Genomic DNA, 17,070 nt, shown 5'->3' with positions numbered 1-17,070 from the left:
GGAGCAGACGGGCCCATGGGCAGCATCGTCGCCGAAAACCGCAAAAGCCTGATGCTCTTTTCCGGACGTGGCTTTCCGGAGTTGGCCAAGGAGATCGGCGAGGTGCTCGGCGTCGCGCCGACCCCGGCCGACGCGTACGAGTTCGCCAACGGCGAGATCTTCGTACGGTTCAAGGACTCGGTGCGTGGTTCGGACGCCTTCGTGGTGCAGTCCGTCACGCACGGGGTGAACACCTGGGTCATGGAGACCCTGATCATGGTGGACGCGCTGAAGCGGGGGTCGGCCAAGCGGATCACCGTGGTGCTGCCGTTCTACCCGTACGCCCGCCAGGACAAGAAGCACCGCGGCCGGGAGCCGATCTCGGCCCGCCTGGTCGCGGACCTGCTGAAGACCGCCGGCGCGAACCGCATCCTCACCGTCGACCTGCACACCGCGCAGATCCAGGGCTTCTTCGACGGCCCGGTGGACCACCTCTTCGCGATGGACATCCTGGCCGAGTACGTGGAGCACAAGTACGCCGGTCGGCCGATGACCGTGGTGGCACCGGACTCGGGCCGGGTACGGGTGGCCGAGCGGTGGACCGACCGGCTGGGCGGCTGCCCGCTGGCGTTCATCCACAAGACCCGTGACCCGATGAAGCCGAACCAGGTCGTGGCGAACCGGGTGGTCGGTGAGGTGGAGGGCCGGGTCTGCCTGATCGTCGACGACATGATCGACACCGGGGGCACCATCGCCAAGGCCGCCGACATCCTGAAGGAGTCGGGCGCGGCGGAGATCGTGGTCGCGTCCACCCACGCGCTGCTCTCCGACCCGGCCACCGAGCGGCTGAAGAACAGCTCGATCAGCGAGATCGTGGTGACGAACACCCTGCCGCTCCCGCCCGAGAAGCAGCTGGACAAGCTCACCGTGTTGTCGATCGCGCCGCTGCTGGCGCGGGCGATCCGAGAGGTCTTCGACGACGGCTCGGTGACCACCCTCTTCGGTGGCCTGAGCTGAGCTGGAGCCCCGTTTCCGCCACCTGACACGCTGGTGGGAACGGGGCTGGCAAACTGGCGGAAACGGGGCCGGCACGCTGGTGGGAGCACCACCGACGCGTCGGTCACGAGCCGTGAACGGGGACTGCCGGAAACCCTGGAAACAGCTCGGGTAGACTGGTGCGGTTGCCACGGCGAGGGTGCCCGGCGGGCCGCTGAAAAGCGCCGCACGGAGGCACCGTCATCGACGCGGTGCTCCGGGCAGTCGTTCATGACGCATGAGCCCCAGCGAGCCCCTCGCCCCAGCACCGTTAGACGACAAGCCGCCGCAGCGAAAAGCATCAGGAGTTTCCCCGTGTCCGAGGTAAAGATCAGCGCCGAGCCCCGTACCGAGTTCGGCAAGGGTGGTGCCCGCCGTACCCGCCGGGCCGGCAAGGTGCCCGCCGTGCTGTACGGCCACGGCGAGAAGCCCAAGCACATCGCGCTGCCGTCGCGGGAGTTCGCCGCCGCGATCCGCAAGGGCGGTGCCAACCAGCTCTTCGCGATCGACATCACCGACGGCACCCAGGTGCTGGCGCTGCCGAAGGCGATCCAGCGTGACCCGATCCGCGACACCTTCGAGCACGTCGACCTCATCCTGGTCCGCCGGGGCGAGAAGGTCACCGTCGACGTTCCGGTCCAGCTGACCGGCGAGGCCGCTCGGGACACCCTGATCGTGCACGACCACGACACCCTCTCGGTGACCGCGGACGCCACCAAGGTTCCGGACCACCTCGACGCGTCGATCGAGGGCCTGGAGGCGGGCACGCTGGTGACCGCCGGCGACGTCGAGCTGCCGGCCGGCGTCGAGCTGGCCGTCGACTCGGAGCTGACCGTCGCGTCGATCACCGCCGCCCCGACCGCCGAGCAGCTCGAGGCGACGCTGCCCGAGGTCGAGACCGCCACCGACGAGGCCGAGGCCGAGGTCGGCGAGACCACCGAGGGCTCCGAGGGCGCGGACACCGAGGCGGCCGCCGAGGCCACCGAGGGGCGCACCGAGGCCTGATCGGTTCGTACTGTGCGACAGGCGTCCCCGAGTGTTCGGGGGCGCCTGTCGGCATATCGGGAGTCGGCTGGGATGGGCGTCGGAAGGGACGGGTCGTGACGGACGAGACGGGGCCGTGGCTGGTGGTCGGCCTGGGCAACCCGGGTCGGGAGTACGCCGGCAACCGGCACAACGTCGGGTTCATGGTGGCCGACCTGCTGGCCGCGCGCGTGAGTGCGCGTTTCGGCCGGCACAAGCGGGCGGTGGCCGAGGTGGCCGAGGCGCGGCTGGGGTTCGGTGGGCCGAAGCTGGTGCTGGTGAAGCCACTGACGTACATGAACCTGTCCGGCGGGCCGGTGGCGGCTCTGGCCCAGTTCTACAAGGTGCCGACGACGCAGGTGATCGCGGTGCACGACGAGCTGGACATCGACTTCGGTCAGGTGCGGATCAAGTTCGGCGGCGGCGAGGGCGGGCACAACGGCCTGCGCTCGATGTCGAAGTCGTTGGGGACGAAGGACTACGCCCGCGTGCGGTTCGGCGTCGGCCGACCGCCGGGGCGGCAGGACCCAGCGGATTATGTGCTGTCGGATTTTGGCGCGGCCGAGCGCAAGGAGTTGGATTTCCTGGTGGACCGGGCCGCCGACGTGGTGGAGTCGGTGATCACCAAGGGCGTGGAGCCGACCCAGAACCTCTACCACGGCAGCTGAGCCGGGCGGGGCGTACCCGAATCGGAAACGGCGGGCCGGTAGTCTGCGCTTTCGGCGTGCCGCGACCGGCGACGCGAGTCGCGGCGGATCGGCCCGTGCGGGCAGCGCGGCGAGGCGACGGGAGCGGACAGATGAGCAGTCCTCCGATGATCGATGGCGCGTTCGCCCGGTGGCTGGCGTCCCGGGCCGGGCAGGCGCTGCTCGACCTGCGCACGGAGATGGGTTTCGCCGACACCGGCGCGCTGAAGTCGGCCGGTGACAAGGTGTCGCACGACCTGATCCGCACGGAGTTGGCGAAGTGGCGTCCCAATGACGCGGTGCTCTCCGAGGAGGACGAGGGGTCGCGGTTGGCCTGGGCCGCGGAGGTGAACACCGGGGCGGTGTCGCGGTTGACCGCGGATCGGGTGTGGATCGTCGACCCGTTGGACGGCACCCGGGAGTTCTCCGAGGAGGGCCGATCGGACTGGGCGGTGCACGTGGCGCTCTGGGCGCGCAGTGCGCCGAGTCCGCACGGGCTGGTCGCCGGGGCGGTGGGGTTGCCGGCGCAGCACCGGGTGCTGGGCACGGACTACCCGCCGGCGTACCCGCCGATGACTGTGGAGGCGGCGACGGCCGGCGAGCGGAAGATCCGTTTGGCGGCGAGCCGGAGCCGGCCGCCGGTCTTCCTGACCGATCTGGCCGAGGACGTCGGGGCGCACCTGGTGCCGATGGGCTCGGCCGGAGCGAAGATCGCCGCCGTGGTCACCGGCGAGGTGGACGCGTACATCCACGCAGGTGGGCAGTACGAGTGGGACTCGGCGGCCCCGATCGCTGTGGCGACGGCCACCGGGCTGCACGCTTCCCGGATCGACGGTTCTGCGCTGAAATACAACGAGGCGGATCCGCGGCTGCCCGACCTCCTGGTCTGCCGCAAGGATCTCGCCACCCGGTTGCTTGCAGCGCTGCAGAAACATTCCGGGTAGCCTGAGCGGACTTTCTTGACATGCCCGACCGGAAAGGTCTGGAAATCGGATGAGCGAGCGAATCGAGCCGGTGTCATGACCACCCCCGCGGCGTACCAGGTCTCCCACCTGGACGCCCTGGAAGCCGAGAGCATCTTCGTGATGCGCGAGGTGGTCGCCGAGATGGAACGCCCGGTGATGCTCTTCTCCGGTGGCAAGGACTCGATCGTCATGCTGCGGCTCGCGCAGAAGGCGTTCGCCCCGGCCAACATCCCCTTCCCGGTCATGCACGTCGACACCGGGCACAACTTCCCCGAGGTCCTGGAATACCGCGACCAACGGGTCGCCGAGCTGGGGTTGCAGCTCGTGGTGGCGAGCGTGCCGGAGGCCCTGGCCAGCGGCATGGTCCGGGAGTCCGGTGACGGCATGCGCAACCGGATCCAGACACCGGTGCTGCTGGACGCGGTGGAGAAGCACCGCTTCGACGCGCTGTTCGGAGGCGCCCGCCGGGACGAGGAGAAGGCCCGGGCGAAGGAGCGGGTGTTCAGCTTCCGCGACGAGTTCGGTCAGTGGGACCCGAAGAACCAGCGGCCCGAGCTGTGGTCGCTCTACAACGGCCGGCACCACCCGGGCGAGTCGATCCGGGTCTTCCCGCTGTCCAACTGGACCGAGCTGGACGTCTGGCACTACATCGCCCGGGAACGCATCCCGCTGCCCTCGATCTACTACGCCCACGAGCGCGAGGTGATCGAGCGGGACGGCATGTTCTACGCCGTCAACGAGTTCTTCCGCCCCCGCGCGGGTGAGGAGCGGTTCAAGGCGCAGGTGCGCTACCGCACCGTCGGCGACGCCTCCTGCACCGCCGCGGTCCGTTCCGACGCGGACACCGTGGAGAAGGTCATCGAGGAGGTGGCGGCCACCCGGATCACCGAGCGCGGCGCCACCCGTGGTGACGACCGGGTCAGTGAGGCCGCCATGGAGGACCGCAAGCGGGAGGGCTACTTCTGATGAGCACCGAGATCATGGCGTCCGCGAATGCGGAGGCCCGGGCTGTCACCGGGGCCGGGCCGGAGGCCCGGGCTATGGACCTGCTGCGGTTCGCCACCGCCGGCAGCGTGGACGACGGGAAGTCGACCCTGATCGGGCGGCTGCTCTACGACACCAAGTCGCTCTTCACCGACCAGTTGGCCGCCGTGGAGGCGGTCAGCGCGGCCCGCGGTGACGAATACACCAACCTGGCGCTGCTCACCGACGGTCTGCGTGCCGAGCGGGAACAGGGCATCACCATCGACGTGGCGTACCGGTACTTCGCCACCCCCCGGCGCAAGTTCATCATCGCGGACACCCCGGGGCACATCCAGTACACCCGCAACATGGTCACCGGGGCCTCGACGGCGGACCTGGCGTTGATCCTCGTGGACGCGCGCAAGGGCCTCGTCGAGCAGTCCCGCCGGCACGCGTTCCTCTGCTCCCTGCTGCGGGTGCCGCACCTGGTCCTCTGTGTCAACAAGATGGACCTGGTCGACTGGTCGCAGGAGGTCTACGAACGGATCGCCGACGAGTTCACCGCGTTCGCGGCGAAGCTCGACGCGCCGGACCTGACCGTGGTGCCGGTCTCCGCGTTGCGCGGCGACAACATCGTCACCCGGTCGGACAACATGCCCTGGTACGAGGGCCCGTCGCTGCTGCACCACCTGGAACGGGTGCACATCGCCAGCGACCGCAACCTGGTCGACGTCCGGTTCCCGGTGCAGTACGTGATCCGTCCGCAGTCCACCACCATCACCGACTACCGCGGCTACGCCGGTCAGGTCGCCTCCGGCGTGCTGAAGCCGGGCGACGAGGTGATGGTGTTGCCCTCCGGCTTCACCAGCCGGATCGCCGCCGTGGAGACCGCCGACGGGCCGGTCCCGGAGGCGTTCCCGCCGATGTCGGTGACGGTACGACTGGCCGACGAGATCGACATCTCTCGCGGTGACCTGATCTGCCGGCCGAACAACGCACCGGCGGTGGCCCAGGACATCGAGGCGATGGTCTGCTGGATGGACGAGACGGCCCCCCTGCGGGTCGGCGGCCGGTACGCGATCAAACACACCACCCGGTCGGCCCGGGCGATCGTGCGCGGGCTGCACTACCGGCTGGACATCAACTCGCTGCACCGCGACGAGTCGGCCGACGAACTGCGGCTCAACGAGATCGGCCGGGTGCGACTGCGCACGACGGTGCCGCTGCTGGCCGACGAGTACCGCCGCAACCGCACCACCGGCGGCTTCGTCATCATCGACGAGGCGACCAACCGCACGGTAGGCGCCGCCATGATCGTCGAAGCCAGCTAACCCCAACCCACCCACTCACCCGCTGCCGGCCCGCACGCTCGGCCCGTGCCCGTCGGCCCGTGCCCGTCGGCCCGTGCCCGTCGGCCCGTGCCCGTCGGGTCCGCGGCCGCCGGCTCGCGCCGCGCCCAAGATCGCGCACGATCCAGGAAGTAGTGGCCTCGCCCAGCGGGCGAGGCCACTACTTCCATGAACAAGCACGATCTTCAGCCAGCCAGCCAGCCAGCCAGCCAGCCCCTTCGTCCAACCGCTCACCCCTGCCCGGTCGCCCACCCCCACCTCGGCCGCGGTGATCAAGAGGTTTGCGTCAGGATTCGGGCTCGAATTGACGCAAACCTCTTGATCACCGGCTGGGGTAGGGCGGGGTGGGGTGGGTGGAGTGAGGTGGGTGGGGTGGGGGTTAGGGCAGGCGGGTGGCGCCGGGGGAGGGGAGGACGGTCACGGTGCCGGGGGCGGTGAAGCCTCGGTCGGCGTACGCGTCGGTTACGGCGGCGGCTACCGCATCGGCGCGGTCGGCCTCGATCAGCGCGAGCACGCATCCGCCGAAGCCGCCGCCGGTCATCCTGGCGCCCAGCGCACCGGCCGCCAATGCCGCCTCGACCGCGGTGTCGATCTCCGGCACGGTGATCTCGAAGTCGTCGCGCATCGAGACGTGGGAGGCCGTCAGCAGCGGGCCGATGTCGCGGACCCGGGCGGCGCGGAGCAGCGCCACCGTGTCCAGTACGCGTTGGTCCTCGGTCACCACGTGCCGAACGCGCCGCCGGGTCTCCTCGTCGTCGAGCTGGGCCAACGCGTCGTCGAGTTGGTCGATGCCCACGTCCCGCAGGGCGGCGACGCCGAGCGCGCTGGCCCCGGCCTCGCAGGAACGACGGCGGGCCGCGTACTCCCCGTCGGCGTGTCGGTGCGGTGCCCGGCTGTCGATGACCAGCACAGCCAGCCCGGCGGCGTCCAGGTCGAACGGGATCTGCTCGACCGACTCGTCACGGCAGTCGAGGAAGAGGGCGTGCCCGGCGCGGCAACGGATCGCCGCGGACTGGTCCATGATGCCGGTCGGCGCACCCACGTAGACGTTCTCCGCCCGCTGCGCCAGCCGGGGCTGCAGCGCCGGGGCGAGCTCCAGCCCGCCGAGGTCGAGCAGGGCAGCCAGCACGGCTGACTCCAGCGCGGCCGACGAGGAGAGCCCGGAACCCAGCGGCACGTCGGAGGCGATCGCCAGCCGCGCACCAGGCACCGGATGGCCCGCCTCGCGCAGCGCCCAGACGACACCCGCGACGTACGCGCCCCAGCCGGTGACCCGACCCGGCTCGGCGACGTCGTCCGCGCCGAAGGTGATCGTCTCGTCTGGCAGCTCGGACCAGACGGTCCACTGCTCCCCGTCCTGCCGGTCGGCCGCGACGACGGTACGCATCGGCAGCGCGAACGGCAGCACGAAGCCTTCGTTGTAGTCGGTGTGCTCGCCGATCAGGTTGACCCGGCCCGGGGCCGCCCAGCGGCCGGCAGCCTGGCCGCCGAACTGCGCGGAGAAGCCGGCGGCAGCCCGCTCGGCGACGTCACCGCCCGGCTGGTTCATGACTGCCCCAGGATGTGCGTGCGGTAGAACGCCCAGGCATCCCCGACCATGTCGTGCAGGGTCGGCTTCTGCGGCACCCAGCCCAGCTCGTCGCGGGCCAGCGCGGACGATGCGACCAACTCGGCCGGGTCGCCCTCGCGGCGCGGGGCGACCTCGACGGGCAGTTGGTGCCCGGTGACCTCGCGGACCACGTCGACGACCTGGCGGTTGGTGAAGCCGTTGCCGTTGCCCAGGTTGTAGATTCGGTGCTGGCCGCTGGTGGCCACGTCCAGCGCCAGCAGATGCGCGCGGGCCAGGTCGGCGACGTGGATGTAGTCCCGGACGCAGGTGCCGTCCACGGTGGGGTAGTCGTCCCCGAAGAGCTGGAGCTTCTCCCGCCGGCCGGCGGCGACGTCCAGCGCGATCGGGATCAGGTGCGTCTCCGGGTCGTGCCGCTCGCCGAGGGCGATGTCGCCGTCGAGGTGGGCGCCGGCCACGTTGAAGTAGCGCAGCGACACGGCCGCCAGCCCGTGCCCGATCGCCTCGGAGGTGAGTGCCATGTCGACGGCGAGTTTGGTGGCGCCGTACGTGTTGGTGGGTGCCTTGACCGCGTTCTCGGTGATCGGCAGCTCGGTGGGGTTGCCGTAGACGGCGGCGGTGGAGGAGAAGACCATCCGTGGCACCCCGGCTGCCCGGACCGCGTCGATCAGGGCGAGCGAGCCGACGGTGTTGTTCTGCCAGTACAGCTCAGGCTTGACCATCGACTCGCCGGCGGCGATCAGGGCGGCGAAGTGCAGCACCCCGTCGAACCCGGCGTCCGCGGTGATGACGCGGGCGGCGTCGTGGATGGACGCCTCGACGTGGGTGGCCTCCGGGGCGAGGGCCTCGCGGTGCCCGGTGCGTAGGTCGTCCAGGATGACCACCTGGTGACCCGCGTCGAGCAGCATCCGGGTCACCACGCTCCCGATGAAGCCGGCGCCCCCGGTGACGAGCAGTTTCACGTCGTTGCCTCCTGCCTGGCCCGCCCGGGACGTGGCCCTTCGGTGATCACACTAGGGCGGTGGCGGGCACCCTCGCCGATGCCACCGCCAACCCCATTCCATCATAATCTCTCATGATTAAACAGAGCCGAACATCTGTGGGTCGCTCCGCGTGATCCCCGGTGCGGCGGGCCCACGGTGTCTACCATCTCTGTCATGCGGGAAGTGGCCCGTACCGGGCTCCGGCGACGCGCGCGGGTGCACCCCCGCCGCGACCCTGGCCCGCTCGCCCGGGCCGTCGCCCGGGTGCTGGTTCGCGCCGCGGATGGCACCACCCGACTCGTCACCGACCTGCTCGGGACCGGTCCGACGGCCGGCCGGGAGCACATCTCCGAGGCCGATCTGCGGGATCTGGTCGCGGCGAACACGGTGCTCGACCCGGACGAGCGGCGGATCATCGACGAGGTCCTGGTAGCCGGTGCCAGTCTGATCCGCGAGGTGATGATGCCGCGCACCGAGGTGGTCTTCCTCCCGGCGCGGCTGACCATCGTCGAAGCCGCCCGACTGGTCCGCGCCGAAACGCACACCCGTTACCCGGTCACCGACGGCACCCACGACGACGTGGTCGGCTTCGTGCATCTCCGTGACGTACTGCTGCGCCCGGACGCCGACCCGTGCGTCACCGTCGGCGAGTTGGCCCGGGAGGTGAAGCGGCTCCCCGGCAGCAAACGGGTGCTCGCCGCGCTGACCGAGATGCGCCGGGAGGGCCAGCACCTCGCGGTGGTGGTCGACGAGTACGGCGGCACGGCCGGGATCGTCACCCTGGAGGACCTCATCGAGGAGTTGATCGGTGAGATCCACGACGAGTACGACGCCGCCCCGGACCCGGTGCACGCTGGTCTGCCCGCCGTGGTGGACGGTCGACTCAACCTCGCTGACTTCGCCGAGCGGACCGGGGTGGCGCTACCCGCCGGACCGTACGAGACGGTCGGCGGTTTCGTCATGGCCGCGCTGGGTCGGCTCCCGGTGACCGGCGACGAGGTACCGGTGCCGGGTGAACCCGCCGACGTCGGCGCACCCGATCCGGCGGCCGAGCTGCCGGCCGGCTGGCTGCTGCGGGTGCTCACGTTGGACGGCCGCCGGGTGGCCCGGCTCGCCGTCTCCGCCGCCCGCACCGGACCGGCCAGCACCGGGCCGATCAGCACCACCGAGCAGCGCCGCGAGCAGAGCACCGAGCAGAGCACCGAACAGCACGGCGCGCAGAACGCCGGGCAGCGCCGCGAGTACGACCCCGCGCCGGCCTCGGCGGGCGGCCCCGAGCAGGCCCGGGAGGCGATGGCGGGGCAGCACCGCCGGGTCGCGGTCGGGGCGACGCGCCGGGTCGGCGCGGGCGAACCACGCGAGGTCAGCGCCCCGGCACCGGCGGGCCGGAGCCGACCCGCCGGCCCGTCATGACGGACCGGGTTGGTTGCTGACAGAATTATCGCCATGTCCGACGTTCCCGCCCGGCCCCGCGTCTTCTCCGGCATCCAGCCGACAGCCGACTCGTTCCACCTCGGCAACTATCTGGGCGCGGTGCGGCACTGGGTGGCGCTACAGGACACCCACGACGCCTTCTACTGCGTGGTGGACCTGCACGCCATCACCGCGGGGCACGACCCGGCGCTGCTGCGCCAGCGGACCCGGGTGGCCGCGGCCCAGCTCTTCGCGGTCGGGCTCGACCCGGAACGCAGCACCCTGTTCGTCCAGTCGCAGGTGCCCGAGCACCCGCAGTTGGCCTGGGTGCTCGGCTGCATCACCGGCTTCGGCGAGGCCAGCCGGATGACCCAGTTCAAGGACAAGTCGCAGAAGCAGGGCAACGAGCGGGCCAGCGTCGGGCTGTTCACCTATCCGGTCCTGCAGGCCGCCGACATCCTGCTCTACCAGGCCAACGCGGTGCCGGTCGGCGAGGACCAGCGCCAGCACCTGGAGCTCTCCCGGGATCTGGCCCAGCGGTTCAACTCGTTGTTCGGTGCGACGTTCACGGTGCCCGCGCCGCACATCGTCAAGGACACTGCCAAGATCACCGACCTGCAGGACCCGACCGCGAAGATGTCGAAGTCGTCGTCCTCGCCGGCCGGCATCATCGACCTGCTCGAAGACCCGGCCCGGTCCGCCAAGAAGATCCGTTCGGCGGTGACCGACACCGGTCGGGAGATCGTCTTCGACGCCGAGACCAAGCCGGGCGTGTCCAACCTGTTGACCATCCACTCGGCGCTCAGCGGCCGCAGCATCGACGAGCTGGTGGCCGCGTACGCGGGCCGTGGCTACGGCGACCTGAAGAAGGAGCTGGCCGAGGTGGTGACGGACTTCGTCCGTCCGATCCAGGAGCGCACCCGCGCCTACCTCGACGATCCGGCGCAGCTGGACAAGCTGCTCGCCGCCGGCGCGGAGAAGGCCCGTGCGGTGGCCGCGACGACCCTGCGGTCCGCGTACGAGCGGGTGGGGTTCTTCCCGCCCGTGCGCGGCGAGTAGGCCCGCGTACAGGTGGACGGGTCGGTGGCCGGAGGGGCGGCGCGAAGCGTGGATCGCAGTGGCGGGGTGCCGCCGACCGGCGACACCATCCAGATCGGCATCGCGGTGGACATCCCCGAGCCGTGGGGTGCCCAGCTCACCCGGCGGCGGGTCGAGGCCGGTGATCCGCTGGCGGTGCCCGCGCACGTGACGTTGCTCGGGCCCACCGAGATCCGGACGGCCAACCTGCCGGCGGTCGAGCGGCACCTGGCCGCCGTCGCCGCCACGCACCTGCCGTTCACGCTGCACCTGCGGGGCACCGGTACGTTCCGTCCGGTCACCCAGGTGGTGTTCGTCGCGGTGGCCGCCGGGATCAGTGAATGCGAGTTGCTGGCCGCGGCCATCGCCGCGGCGCCGGGCCTGCACCGTGAGCTCCGCTTCCCGTACCATCCGCACGTCACCGTGGCGCAGGACGTGGCGCCGGAGGCCCTGGACAAGGTGTACGAGGATCTGGCCGACTTCTCCGCGATGTTCGAGGTCGACGCGTTCACCCTCTTCTCGCACAGCGGGCAGGCCAGGTGGCAGCCGCGTCGCGACTTCTGCCTCGGCACCTGAAGCGCCGGCAAGAGACGCCAGCAACCGAGGCGCCGGCACCTGAAGCGCCGGCAGCCGGACCGCCGGCACCCGAAGCGACGGCGACGCGCCGGCCGGCGAGCATCGGGAGCCGGTTGCCCCTACAGCGGTGGGAGATCGGCGAGGATGATCGCGTGAACGTGATCGGCCAAATTGAGGCGGGCATCGACCGCTGGGTGAGCGCCGCGCGCCACCGGTCGGGGCTCTTCGATCATGTGTGGCGGGCCGGCGTGCTGTACGGCGAGGTGCTGGCCGGCCGGTTGGCCGCCGCGATCGCCTACTACGGCTTCTTCGCGGTGTTCGCCCTCGCCCTGGTGGCGTTCTCCATCTTCGGCGCGATCCTGGAGGACAACGACGAGGTCAGCGCGGCGGCGGCCGACTTCCTCAAGGAGAATCTGCCGTTCCTGGACGCCGAGCAGATCGCCAACTCCAGTGGCACGGTCGGGGTGGTCGGCCTGGTCATCCTGGTCTTCACCGGGATCGGCTGGGTGGAGGCCATTCGGTCCTCGCAGCGGTTGATGTACCAGCTCAACCAGCAGCCGGGCAATCTGGTGGTGCGACGCCTCGTCGACCTGGGCGTGATGATCGGCGTCTTCGTGCTGCTCGGCGTCTCGGTCGCGGCGGTGGACGCGTTGGAGTCGCTGCTGCGTTTCCTGCTGCGCAGCACCGGCTCGGTCGGTCTGACCACGATCAGCGCGCTGCTCAGCGTGCTGGTCAACACCGTGCTCGCCACCGCGTTGCTGCTGGCCGTGCCCCGACTGCGGATGAGCCGGTCCCGGCTGCGCCCGGTGGTGGTGCTGGTGGCGGTCGGTATCACGCTGCTGAACACCGTCGGGCGGTACTACGTGGTGCGGACCGAGCGGAATCCGGCGTACACCGTGGTGGCCGGCGCCGTCGGTCTGCTGCTCTACCTCTACCTGCTCAACCAGCTGGTGCTGTTCGGCGCGGCGCTCCTCGCGACCAGCACCAACGGCCGAGTCGTGGACCTGGCGGAAACCCCCGCGCCGGCGAAGGATGTCGACGAGGGCATTGATCCCGGTACGCCGGGAGGTGCGGGCTGATGATGGAAGGCGCGCAGGTGCTGATCTCGGTCGACCCGGACTCGTCGGTGCCGCCGTACGAGCAGGTGCGCGTGCAGATCGCCGAGCTGATCGGCGACGGTCGGTTGCCGGTGGGCAGCCGCCTGCCGACCGTCCGGCAGCTCGCCGCCGACCTGCGGTTGGCCGCGAACACGGTGGCCCGCGCCTACCGGGAGTTGGAAGCTGCCGGGCTGCTGGAGACCCGGGGGCGCAACGGCACCTTCGTCGCCCCCGGGCGGGACGACGCCGTCGACCGGTTGCAGCGGGCAGCGGCCGGCTACGCGACGGAGGCGGCCCGGCTCGGTGTGCCGCCGGCCACCGCGCTCGCCCTGGTCCGCGCCGCCCTGGACGCTGCCCGTCCCGGCTGACCGGTCGCCGATCGACAGTCGGACGGGCGATAACTGAGGAGAACGGCGTCGGCGCTCGCGTTCGCGGACCATGATGAGCCGGTGGGCGCACTCATGACACTGGACCTGCCGGCGGACTCACCACTCCTCGGCCTGCCGTGGATCATCACCTTCGGTCCGCTCGGTGACCTCGACGAGTGGGAGCCGGTGGTCTGCGGGCCGTACGAGCGACCGGCCGCGTTGGCTCTGGCCGAGGCGGTGGTCGCCGAGGAGCAGTTGATGGCCGTGGTGGAGCCGCTGCTGCCGGCGCTGTCCGCCGACGAGATCCGCAGCGAGATCGCCGCCGCGCAGGTCGCCGCCGAGGACGAGGCCCGTCAGGTGGAGGGGGCCGACCTGTACGGGGACTTCGAGGACGTGATCGACGAGGAGTTGGACGCGGCGGCCGACGAGGCGGGCCACGGTGAGCCCGCCGAACCGCCGGACGAGGCCGAGGTACGCGCCGGCTGGACCCGGATCGCGGCGCTGCTCACCGCGAAGTGAGACGTCAGCGGGTCGGCGCGTGGTCCAGCACGCAGAACTCGTTGCCCTCGGGATCGGCGAGCACCGTGAACTGCTCGGCCCCGGTCTGCCCGACGTCGACGTGCCGCGCGCCGAGGCTCAGCAGCCGCCGTACCTCCGCCTGGGGGTCGGCGTCCGCGACCACGTCGAGGTGCAGCCGGTTCTTGCCCCGCTTGGCGGTGCCCGAGCCCTGCAACCACACGGTGGGCGCGGCGGCGGACGGCTGCCCCGGCGGCCAGAGCTTGGCGCTGCCGTCGTCGCCCTTTTCGACCTCGTAACCGAGCGCCGCGGACCAGAACGCGACCATCACGTCCAGGTCCTCGACGTCGAGCGTGCACTGGGCGATCCGTACCACCATGGGGTCACCTCCGTAGCGATGGTGCCCGATGCCGTACCCGCGACGCCTGCGGGTCTAACCAACGGCGGCACACGGACACCGGCGCCACGCGGAGCGGACTCCGCGTGGCGCCGGTGGCACCTCACCCCCCACCACAAGGGGCCGGTAGCCCAGTCGCCCGTCGGCGCGGGGCACGACGAACGACCAGGTCGAGAACGAGTTACCCGTTCAGGGCTGTTCCAACCAGACTGCCGCGTCAATTGGCAGCAGATGACCGGAGCCCCGTTCGGTGAGCTCGTCGCTGGCGACGAGCGGCTGACCGTACCCGTCGATCAGGACCGGCGCGCCGCTGAGGTTGACCACGCAGGTCAGCACGGTCGCGCCGGCGGTGCGGGAGAAGGCCAGCACCCCCGGCTCGCTCTCCCGCCAGGTGACCCCGTCGGCGTCGAGGGCCAGCGCGGGATGGTCGTGACGGATCCGCAGCGCCGCTCGGTACAGCTCCAGGGTGGAGCCGGGCACGTCGGTCTGCGCCGTGACGGACAGCGCCTGCCAGACCGCCGGGGCGGGTAGCCAGCTCAGCTCGCTGCCGGCCGGCCCGAAGCCGTACGGGGCCAGCTCGCCGCTCCACGGGATGGGCACCCGGCAGCCGTCGCGGCTCTCGCCGGTGCGCAGGAACGCCGGATCCTGGCGCAGCTCGTCGGGGAGGTCGAGGACCTCCGGCAGGCCCAGTTCCTCGCCCTGGTAGAGGTAGGCGCAGCCGGGCAGGGCGAGCATCAGCAGGCTGGCGGCACGGGCTCGGCGCAGGCCTTCCGCGCCGTCGCCGTACCGGGTGACGTGCCGTTGCTTGTCATGGTTGGACAGCACCCAGGTGGTGGGCGCCCCGACCACAGTCGCCTCGGCCAACGCGGTGTCGATCACCTTGCGGAACGAGTCGGCCGACCAGGTGGCGTCGAGGAAGTCGAAGCTGAACGCCTGGTGCAACTCGTCCGGACCGATGTAGCGGGCCAGGCGCTGGGGCGTCTCGGCCCACGCCTCGGCGACCGCCATCCGACCGCCCGGGTAGCTGTCCAGGATGGGCCGCCAGGCCCGGTAGATCTCGTGCACCTCGTCCTGGTCGAAGTACGGCAGCCGGCCCTTGCCGAGCAGTTCGACCTGGCGCTGGCCTGTGGTCATCGAGCTGAAGCCGACGTCCGGCAGCCCTTCCGCCTTGATCATGCCGTGCGCCACGTCGATGCGGAATCCGTCCACGCCCCGGTCCAGCCAGAACCGCAGCACGTCCTCGAACTCGGCGCGGACCTCCGGGTGACGCCAGTTCAGGTCCGGCTGGGACCTGTCGAACAGGTGCAGATACCACTGACCGTCCGCGATCCGCGTCCAGGCGGGGCCGCCGAAGATGCTCTCCCAGTCGTTCGGGGGCAACTCGCCGTGCGCGCCCTGACCGTCGGCGAAGAGGTAGCGGGCCCGCTCCGGTGAGCCGGGGCCGGCGGCGAGCGCGGCGGTGAACCAGTGGTGCGCGCTGGAGGTGTGGTTGGGCACCAGGTCGACGATGATCCGCAGGCCGAGGGCGTGCGCGTCGGTGATCATCGCGTCGAAGTCGTCGAGGGTGCCGAACATCGGGTCGACGTCCCGGTAGTCGGCCACGTCGTACCCGCCGTCGATCATCGGCGAGGTGTAGAAGGGGGTCAGCCAGAGCGCGTCCACCCCGAGGTCGCGCAGGTACGGCAGGCGCTGCCGGATGCCCTGGAGGTCGCCGGTGCCGTCGCCGTCGCTGTCGGCGAAGCTGCGGACGTACACCTGATAGACGACCGCGGAGCGCCACCAGTCGTCGTCGGTGGCGTGCGGCGGGGTGGCGGTGCTGATCATTCGAGCAATATGCCGGCCCGTCGCTGCAAGAGTCAAGCAGATCTTGCGTAAGAAAGGCGGGCGGAACTCGGCGCGACAGCGGTGGAGCCGCGTACCACCAGCTCCGGGCGGAACAGGTACTCCGAGTGCGGGGCCCCGTGCCCGTTGATCTCGTCCACCAGGGCGCGGACGGCGGCCACCGCCATCGCGGTGACCGGCTGCCGCATGGTGGTCAGCGGCGGGTCGGTGAAGGCCATCAGTGGGGAGTCGTCGTAACCGACCACGGAGAGGCCGTCGGGCACGTTGAGGCCGCGTTGGCGGGCAGCCCGGACCGCGCCGAGCGCCATCAGGTCGGAGCCGCAGACCACCCCGGTGACGCCGCGGTCCAGCAGTCGGCCGGCCGCCGCCTCGCCACCCTCCACTCCGAACAGTGACAGCTCGGCGAGTGGGCCCAGGTCGGCTTCGGCGACGCCGGCCAGCCGGGTCATCGCGGAGCGCCAGCCGGCCACCTTGCGCTGCACGGGGACGAACCGGTCCGGGCCGGTGATCAGGCCGATCCGCCGGTGCCCGAGCGCGACCAGGTGGGCGACGGCCAGCTCGGCCGCCTCCCGGTCGTCGCAGGAGACGAAGGGCGCGCCGATGCCGGGCACGTACCCGTTGATCATCACGACCGGCAGCGGCCGGGCGAGCAGCGCCCGGTAGCGGTCGTGGTTGGCCGCGGTGTCGGCGTGCAGGCCGGAGACGAAGACGATCCCGGAAACCTGCCTGTCCAGCAGCATCTCCACGTACTCGTCCTCGGTCACGCCACCGGCGGTCTGGGTGCAGAGCACCGGGGTGAACCCGCTCTGCGCCAGAGTGGACTCGATGACCTGGGCGAAGGCGGGGAAGATCGGGTTGTCCAGCTCCGGCACCACCAGGCCGACCAGCCCCGCGCTGCGCTTGCGCAGCCGGGCCGGGCGCTCGTACCCGAGCACGTCGAGGGCGGTGAGGACGGCCTGCCGGGTCTCCGGGGCCACGCCGGGGCGGTCGTTGAGCACCCGCGACACCGTGGCCTCGCTGACTTCGGCCTGCTGGGCGATGTCGGACAGTCGAGCGCGCATGGCGGCACTTTAGCCCACCGGCAAGTTCTTGCGGGGTGCTCTGCAAGCCCTTCCATTACTTGCAACGTCTTGCTAACGTCCCGGCAACATGCGAGAGCAGCGGCGCACATCCATGCGCCGGTTGGCAAGAACTTCCAGACGTTTCCACTGGCGGGCCGCCCTTCCCCCGGCCG

At 71.1% G+C, this 17,070-nt stretch carries 16 protein-coding genes and 1 pseudogene; 12 read left to right on the top strand and 5 right to left on the bottom strand.

What is annotated here, in order from left to right; genetic code table 11:
• The first annotated feature begins 15 nt into the window (after positions 1-15).
• From ACFYL6_RS18080 to ACFYL6_RS18055, 6 genes are all read left to right on the top strand, one after another.
• Complete coding sequence (locus tag ACFYL6_RS18080; protein WP_030329105.1) at positions 16-996, top strand: ribose-phosphate diphosphokinase; 981 nt, start codon at positions 16-18, stop codon at positions 994-996.
• Between the two features lie 333 nt (positions 997-1,329).
• Positions 1,330-2,019, top strand: coding sequence for a 50S ribosomal protein L25/general stress protein Ctc (locus ACFYL6_RS18075; RefSeq protein WP_387172401.1), 690 nt, complete (start codon positions 1,330-1,332; stop codon positions 2,017-2,019).
• A gap of 95 nt (positions 2,020-2,114) precedes the next feature.
• Positions 2,115-2,705: an aminoacyl-tRNA hydrolase gene (gene pth / locus ACFYL6_RS18070; protein WP_387172399.1), complete on the top strand. Its 591-nt coding sequence runs from the start codon at positions 2,115-2,117 to the stop codon at positions 2,703-2,705.
• Between the two features lie 131 nt (positions 2,706-2,836).
• The gene (locus ACFYL6_RS18065) at positions 2,837-3,667 is read left to right on the top strand and encodes a 3'(2'),5'-bisphosphate nucleotidase CysQ (RefSeq protein ID WP_387172396.1); all 831 of its coding nucleotides are present in this window, start codon (positions 2,837-2,839) and stop codon (positions 3,665-3,667) included.
• Between the two features lie 75 nt (positions 3,668-3,742).
• A complete protein-coding gene (gene cysD / locus ACFYL6_RS18060; protein WP_124862940.1) occupies positions 3,743-4,654 on the top strand; it encodes a sulfate adenylyltransferase subunit CysD in 912 nt (303 codons plus the stop codon).
• Positions 4,654-5,982: a sulfate adenylyltransferase subunit 1 gene (locus ACFYL6_RS18055; protein ID WP_387172394.1), complete on the top strand. Its 1,329-nt coding sequence runs from the start codon at positions 4,654-4,656 to the stop codon at positions 5,980-5,982. The genes cysD and ACFYL6_RS18055 overlap by 1 nt, the downstream gene beginning before the upstream one ends.
• A 397-nt stretch (positions 5,983-6,379) precedes the next feature.
• On the opposite strand, the gene galK is transcribed toward ACFYL6_RS18055, so the two are convergent.
• Both galK and galE read right to left on the bottom strand, forming a co-directional pair.
• Positions 6,380-7,549, bottom strand: coding sequence for a galactokinase (galK, locus tag ACFYL6_RS18050; RefSeq protein WP_387172393.1), 1,170 nt, complete (start codon positions 7,547-7,549; stop codon positions 6,380-6,382).
• Complete coding sequence (gene galE / locus ACFYL6_RS18045) at positions 7,546-8,475, bottom strand: UDP-glucose 4-epimerase GalE (RefSeq protein ID WP_387172675.1); 930 nt, start codon at positions 8,473-8,475, stop codon at positions 7,546-7,548. The genes galK and galE overlap by 4 nt, the downstream gene beginning before the upstream one ends.
• Before the next feature lie 249 nt (positions 8,476-8,724).
• Here galE and ACFYL6_RS18040 point away from each other — a divergent pair.
• The 6 genes and pseudogenes from ACFYL6_RS18040 to ACFYL6_RS18015 all read left to right on the top strand — a co-directional run.
• Positions 8,725-9,681: pseudogene (locus ACFYL6_RS18040) on the top strand (hemolysin family protein); the annotation flags it as partial.
• A 315-nt stretch (positions 9,682-9,996) separates the two neighbouring features.
• A complete protein-coding gene (gene trpS / locus ACFYL6_RS18035) occupies positions 9,997-11,022 on the top strand; it encodes a tryptophan--tRNA ligase (protein WP_196920989.1) in 1,026 nt (341 codons plus the stop codon).
• A 12-nt stretch (positions 11,023-11,034) separates the two neighbouring features.
• Positions 11,035-11,616: a 2'-5' RNA ligase family protein gene (locus ACFYL6_RS18030; RefSeq protein ID WP_387172390.1), complete on the top strand. Its 582-nt coding sequence runs from the start codon at positions 11,035-11,037 to the stop codon at positions 11,614-11,616.
• A gap of 152 nt (positions 11,617-11,768) precedes the next feature.
• The gene (locus tag ACFYL6_RS18025; protein ID WP_387172388.1) at positions 11,769-12,695 is read left to right on the top strand and encodes a YihY/virulence factor BrkB family protein; all 927 of its coding nucleotides are present in this window, start codon (positions 11,769-11,771) and stop codon (positions 12,693-12,695) included.
• The gene (locus tag ACFYL6_RS18020) at positions 12,695-13,081 is read left to right on the top strand and encodes a GntR family transcriptional regulator (protein WP_387172386.1); all 387 of its coding nucleotides are present in this window, start codon (positions 12,695-12,697) and stop codon (positions 13,079-13,081) included. Before ACFYL6_RS18025 ends, ACFYL6_RS18020 begins: the two co-directional genes overlap by 1 nt.
• A gap of 81 nt (positions 13,082-13,162) precedes the next feature.
• Positions 13,163-13,600, top strand: a complete 438-nt coding sequence (locus ACFYL6_RS18015; protein WP_387172385.1) for a hypothetical protein — start codon at positions 13,163-13,165, stop codon at positions 13,598-13,600.
• A gap of 4 nt (positions 13,601-13,604) precedes the next feature.
• Here ACFYL6_RS18015 and ACFYL6_RS18010 read toward each other — a convergent pair whose 3' ends face one another.
• The 3 genes from ACFYL6_RS18010 to ACFYL6_RS18000 all read right to left on the bottom strand — a co-directional run bounded on the left by ACFYL6_RS18010 (position 13,605) and on the right by ACFYL6_RS18000 (position 16,897).
• Positions 13,605-13,976 carry a VOC family protein gene (locus ACFYL6_RS18010; RefSeq protein ID WP_387172383.1) on the bottom strand — a complete coding sequence of 124 codons (372 nt, stop codon included), beginning with the start codon at positions 13,974-13,976 and terminating at the stop codon, positions 13,605-13,607.
• Between the two features lie 207 nt (positions 13,977-14,183).
• Positions 14,184-15,818 carry a glycoside hydrolase family 13 protein gene (locus ACFYL6_RS18005; RefSeq protein ID WP_387172381.1) on the bottom strand — a complete coding sequence of 545 codons (1,635 nt, stop codon included), beginning with the start codon at positions 15,816-15,818 and terminating at the stop codon, positions 14,184-14,186.
• 32 nt (positions 15,819-15,850) lie between these two features.
• Positions 15,851-16,897 (bottom strand): LacI family DNA-binding transcriptional regulator, encoded by a 1,047-nt coding sequence (locus ACFYL6_RS18000; protein ID WP_238662266.1) that lies wholly within the window; start codon positions 16,895-16,897, stop codon positions 15,851-15,853.
• Positions 16,898-17,070: the final 173 nt, after the last annotated feature.

This window comes from Micromonospora sp. NPDC007208 (assembly GCF_042869175.1).
Taxonomy (GTDB): domain Bacteria; phylum Actinomycetota; class Actinomycetes; order Mycobacteriales; family Micromonosporaceae; genus Micromonospora; species Micromonospora foliorum.
This window is presented reverse-complemented; position numbering and strand designations above follow the sequence as displayed.

What these genes read in the sequence shown, in the direction of transcription:
- ACFYL6_RS18080 (WP_030329105.1), top strand. Translation starts at nt 16, where the DNA reads ATGGGCAGCATCGTCGCCGAAAACCGCAAAAGCCTGATGCTCTTTTCC.
- ACFYL6_RS18065 (WP_387172396.1), top strand. Translation starts at nt 2,837, where the DNA reads ATGAGCAGTCCTCCGATGATCGATGGCGCGTTCGCCCGGTGGCTGGCG.
- cysD (WP_124862940.1), top strand. Translation starts at nt 3,743, where the DNA reads ATGACCACCCCCGCGGCGTACCAGGTCTCCCACCTGGACGCCCTGGAA.
- ACFYL6_RS18055 (WP_387172394.1), top strand. Translation starts at nt 4,654, where the DNA reads ATGAGCACCGAGATCATGGCGTCCGCGAATGCGGAGGCCCGGGCTGTC.
- galK (WP_387172393.1), bottom strand. Translation starts at nt 7,549, where the DNA reads ATGAACCAGCCGGGCGGTGACGTCGCCGAGCGGGCTGCCGCCGGCTTC.
- galE (WP_387172675.1), bottom strand. Translation starts at nt 8,475, where the DNA reads ATGCTGCTCGACGCGGGTCACCAGGTGGTCATCCTGGACGACCTACGC.
- trpS (WP_196920989.1), top strand. Translation starts at nt 9,997, where the DNA reads ATGTCCGACGTTCCCGCCCGGCCCCGCGTCTTCTCCGGCATCCAGCCG.
- ACFYL6_RS18020 (WP_387172386.1), top strand. Translation starts at nt 12,695, where the DNA reads ATGATGGAAGGCGCGCAGGTGCTGATCTCGGTCGACCCGGACTCGTCG.
- ACFYL6_RS18010 (WP_387172383.1), bottom strand. Translation starts at nt 13,976, where the DNA reads ATGGTGGTACGGATCGCCCAGTGCACGCTCGACGTCGAGGACCTGGAC.
- ACFYL6_RS18005 (WP_387172381.1), bottom strand. Translation starts at nt 15,818, where the DNA reads ATGATCAGCACCGCCACCCCGCCGCACGCCACCGACGACGACTGGTGG.
- ACFYL6_RS18000 (WP_238662266.1), bottom strand. Translation starts at nt 16,897, where the DNA reads ATGCGCGCTCGACTGTCCGACATCGCCCAGCAGGCCGAAGTCAGCGAG.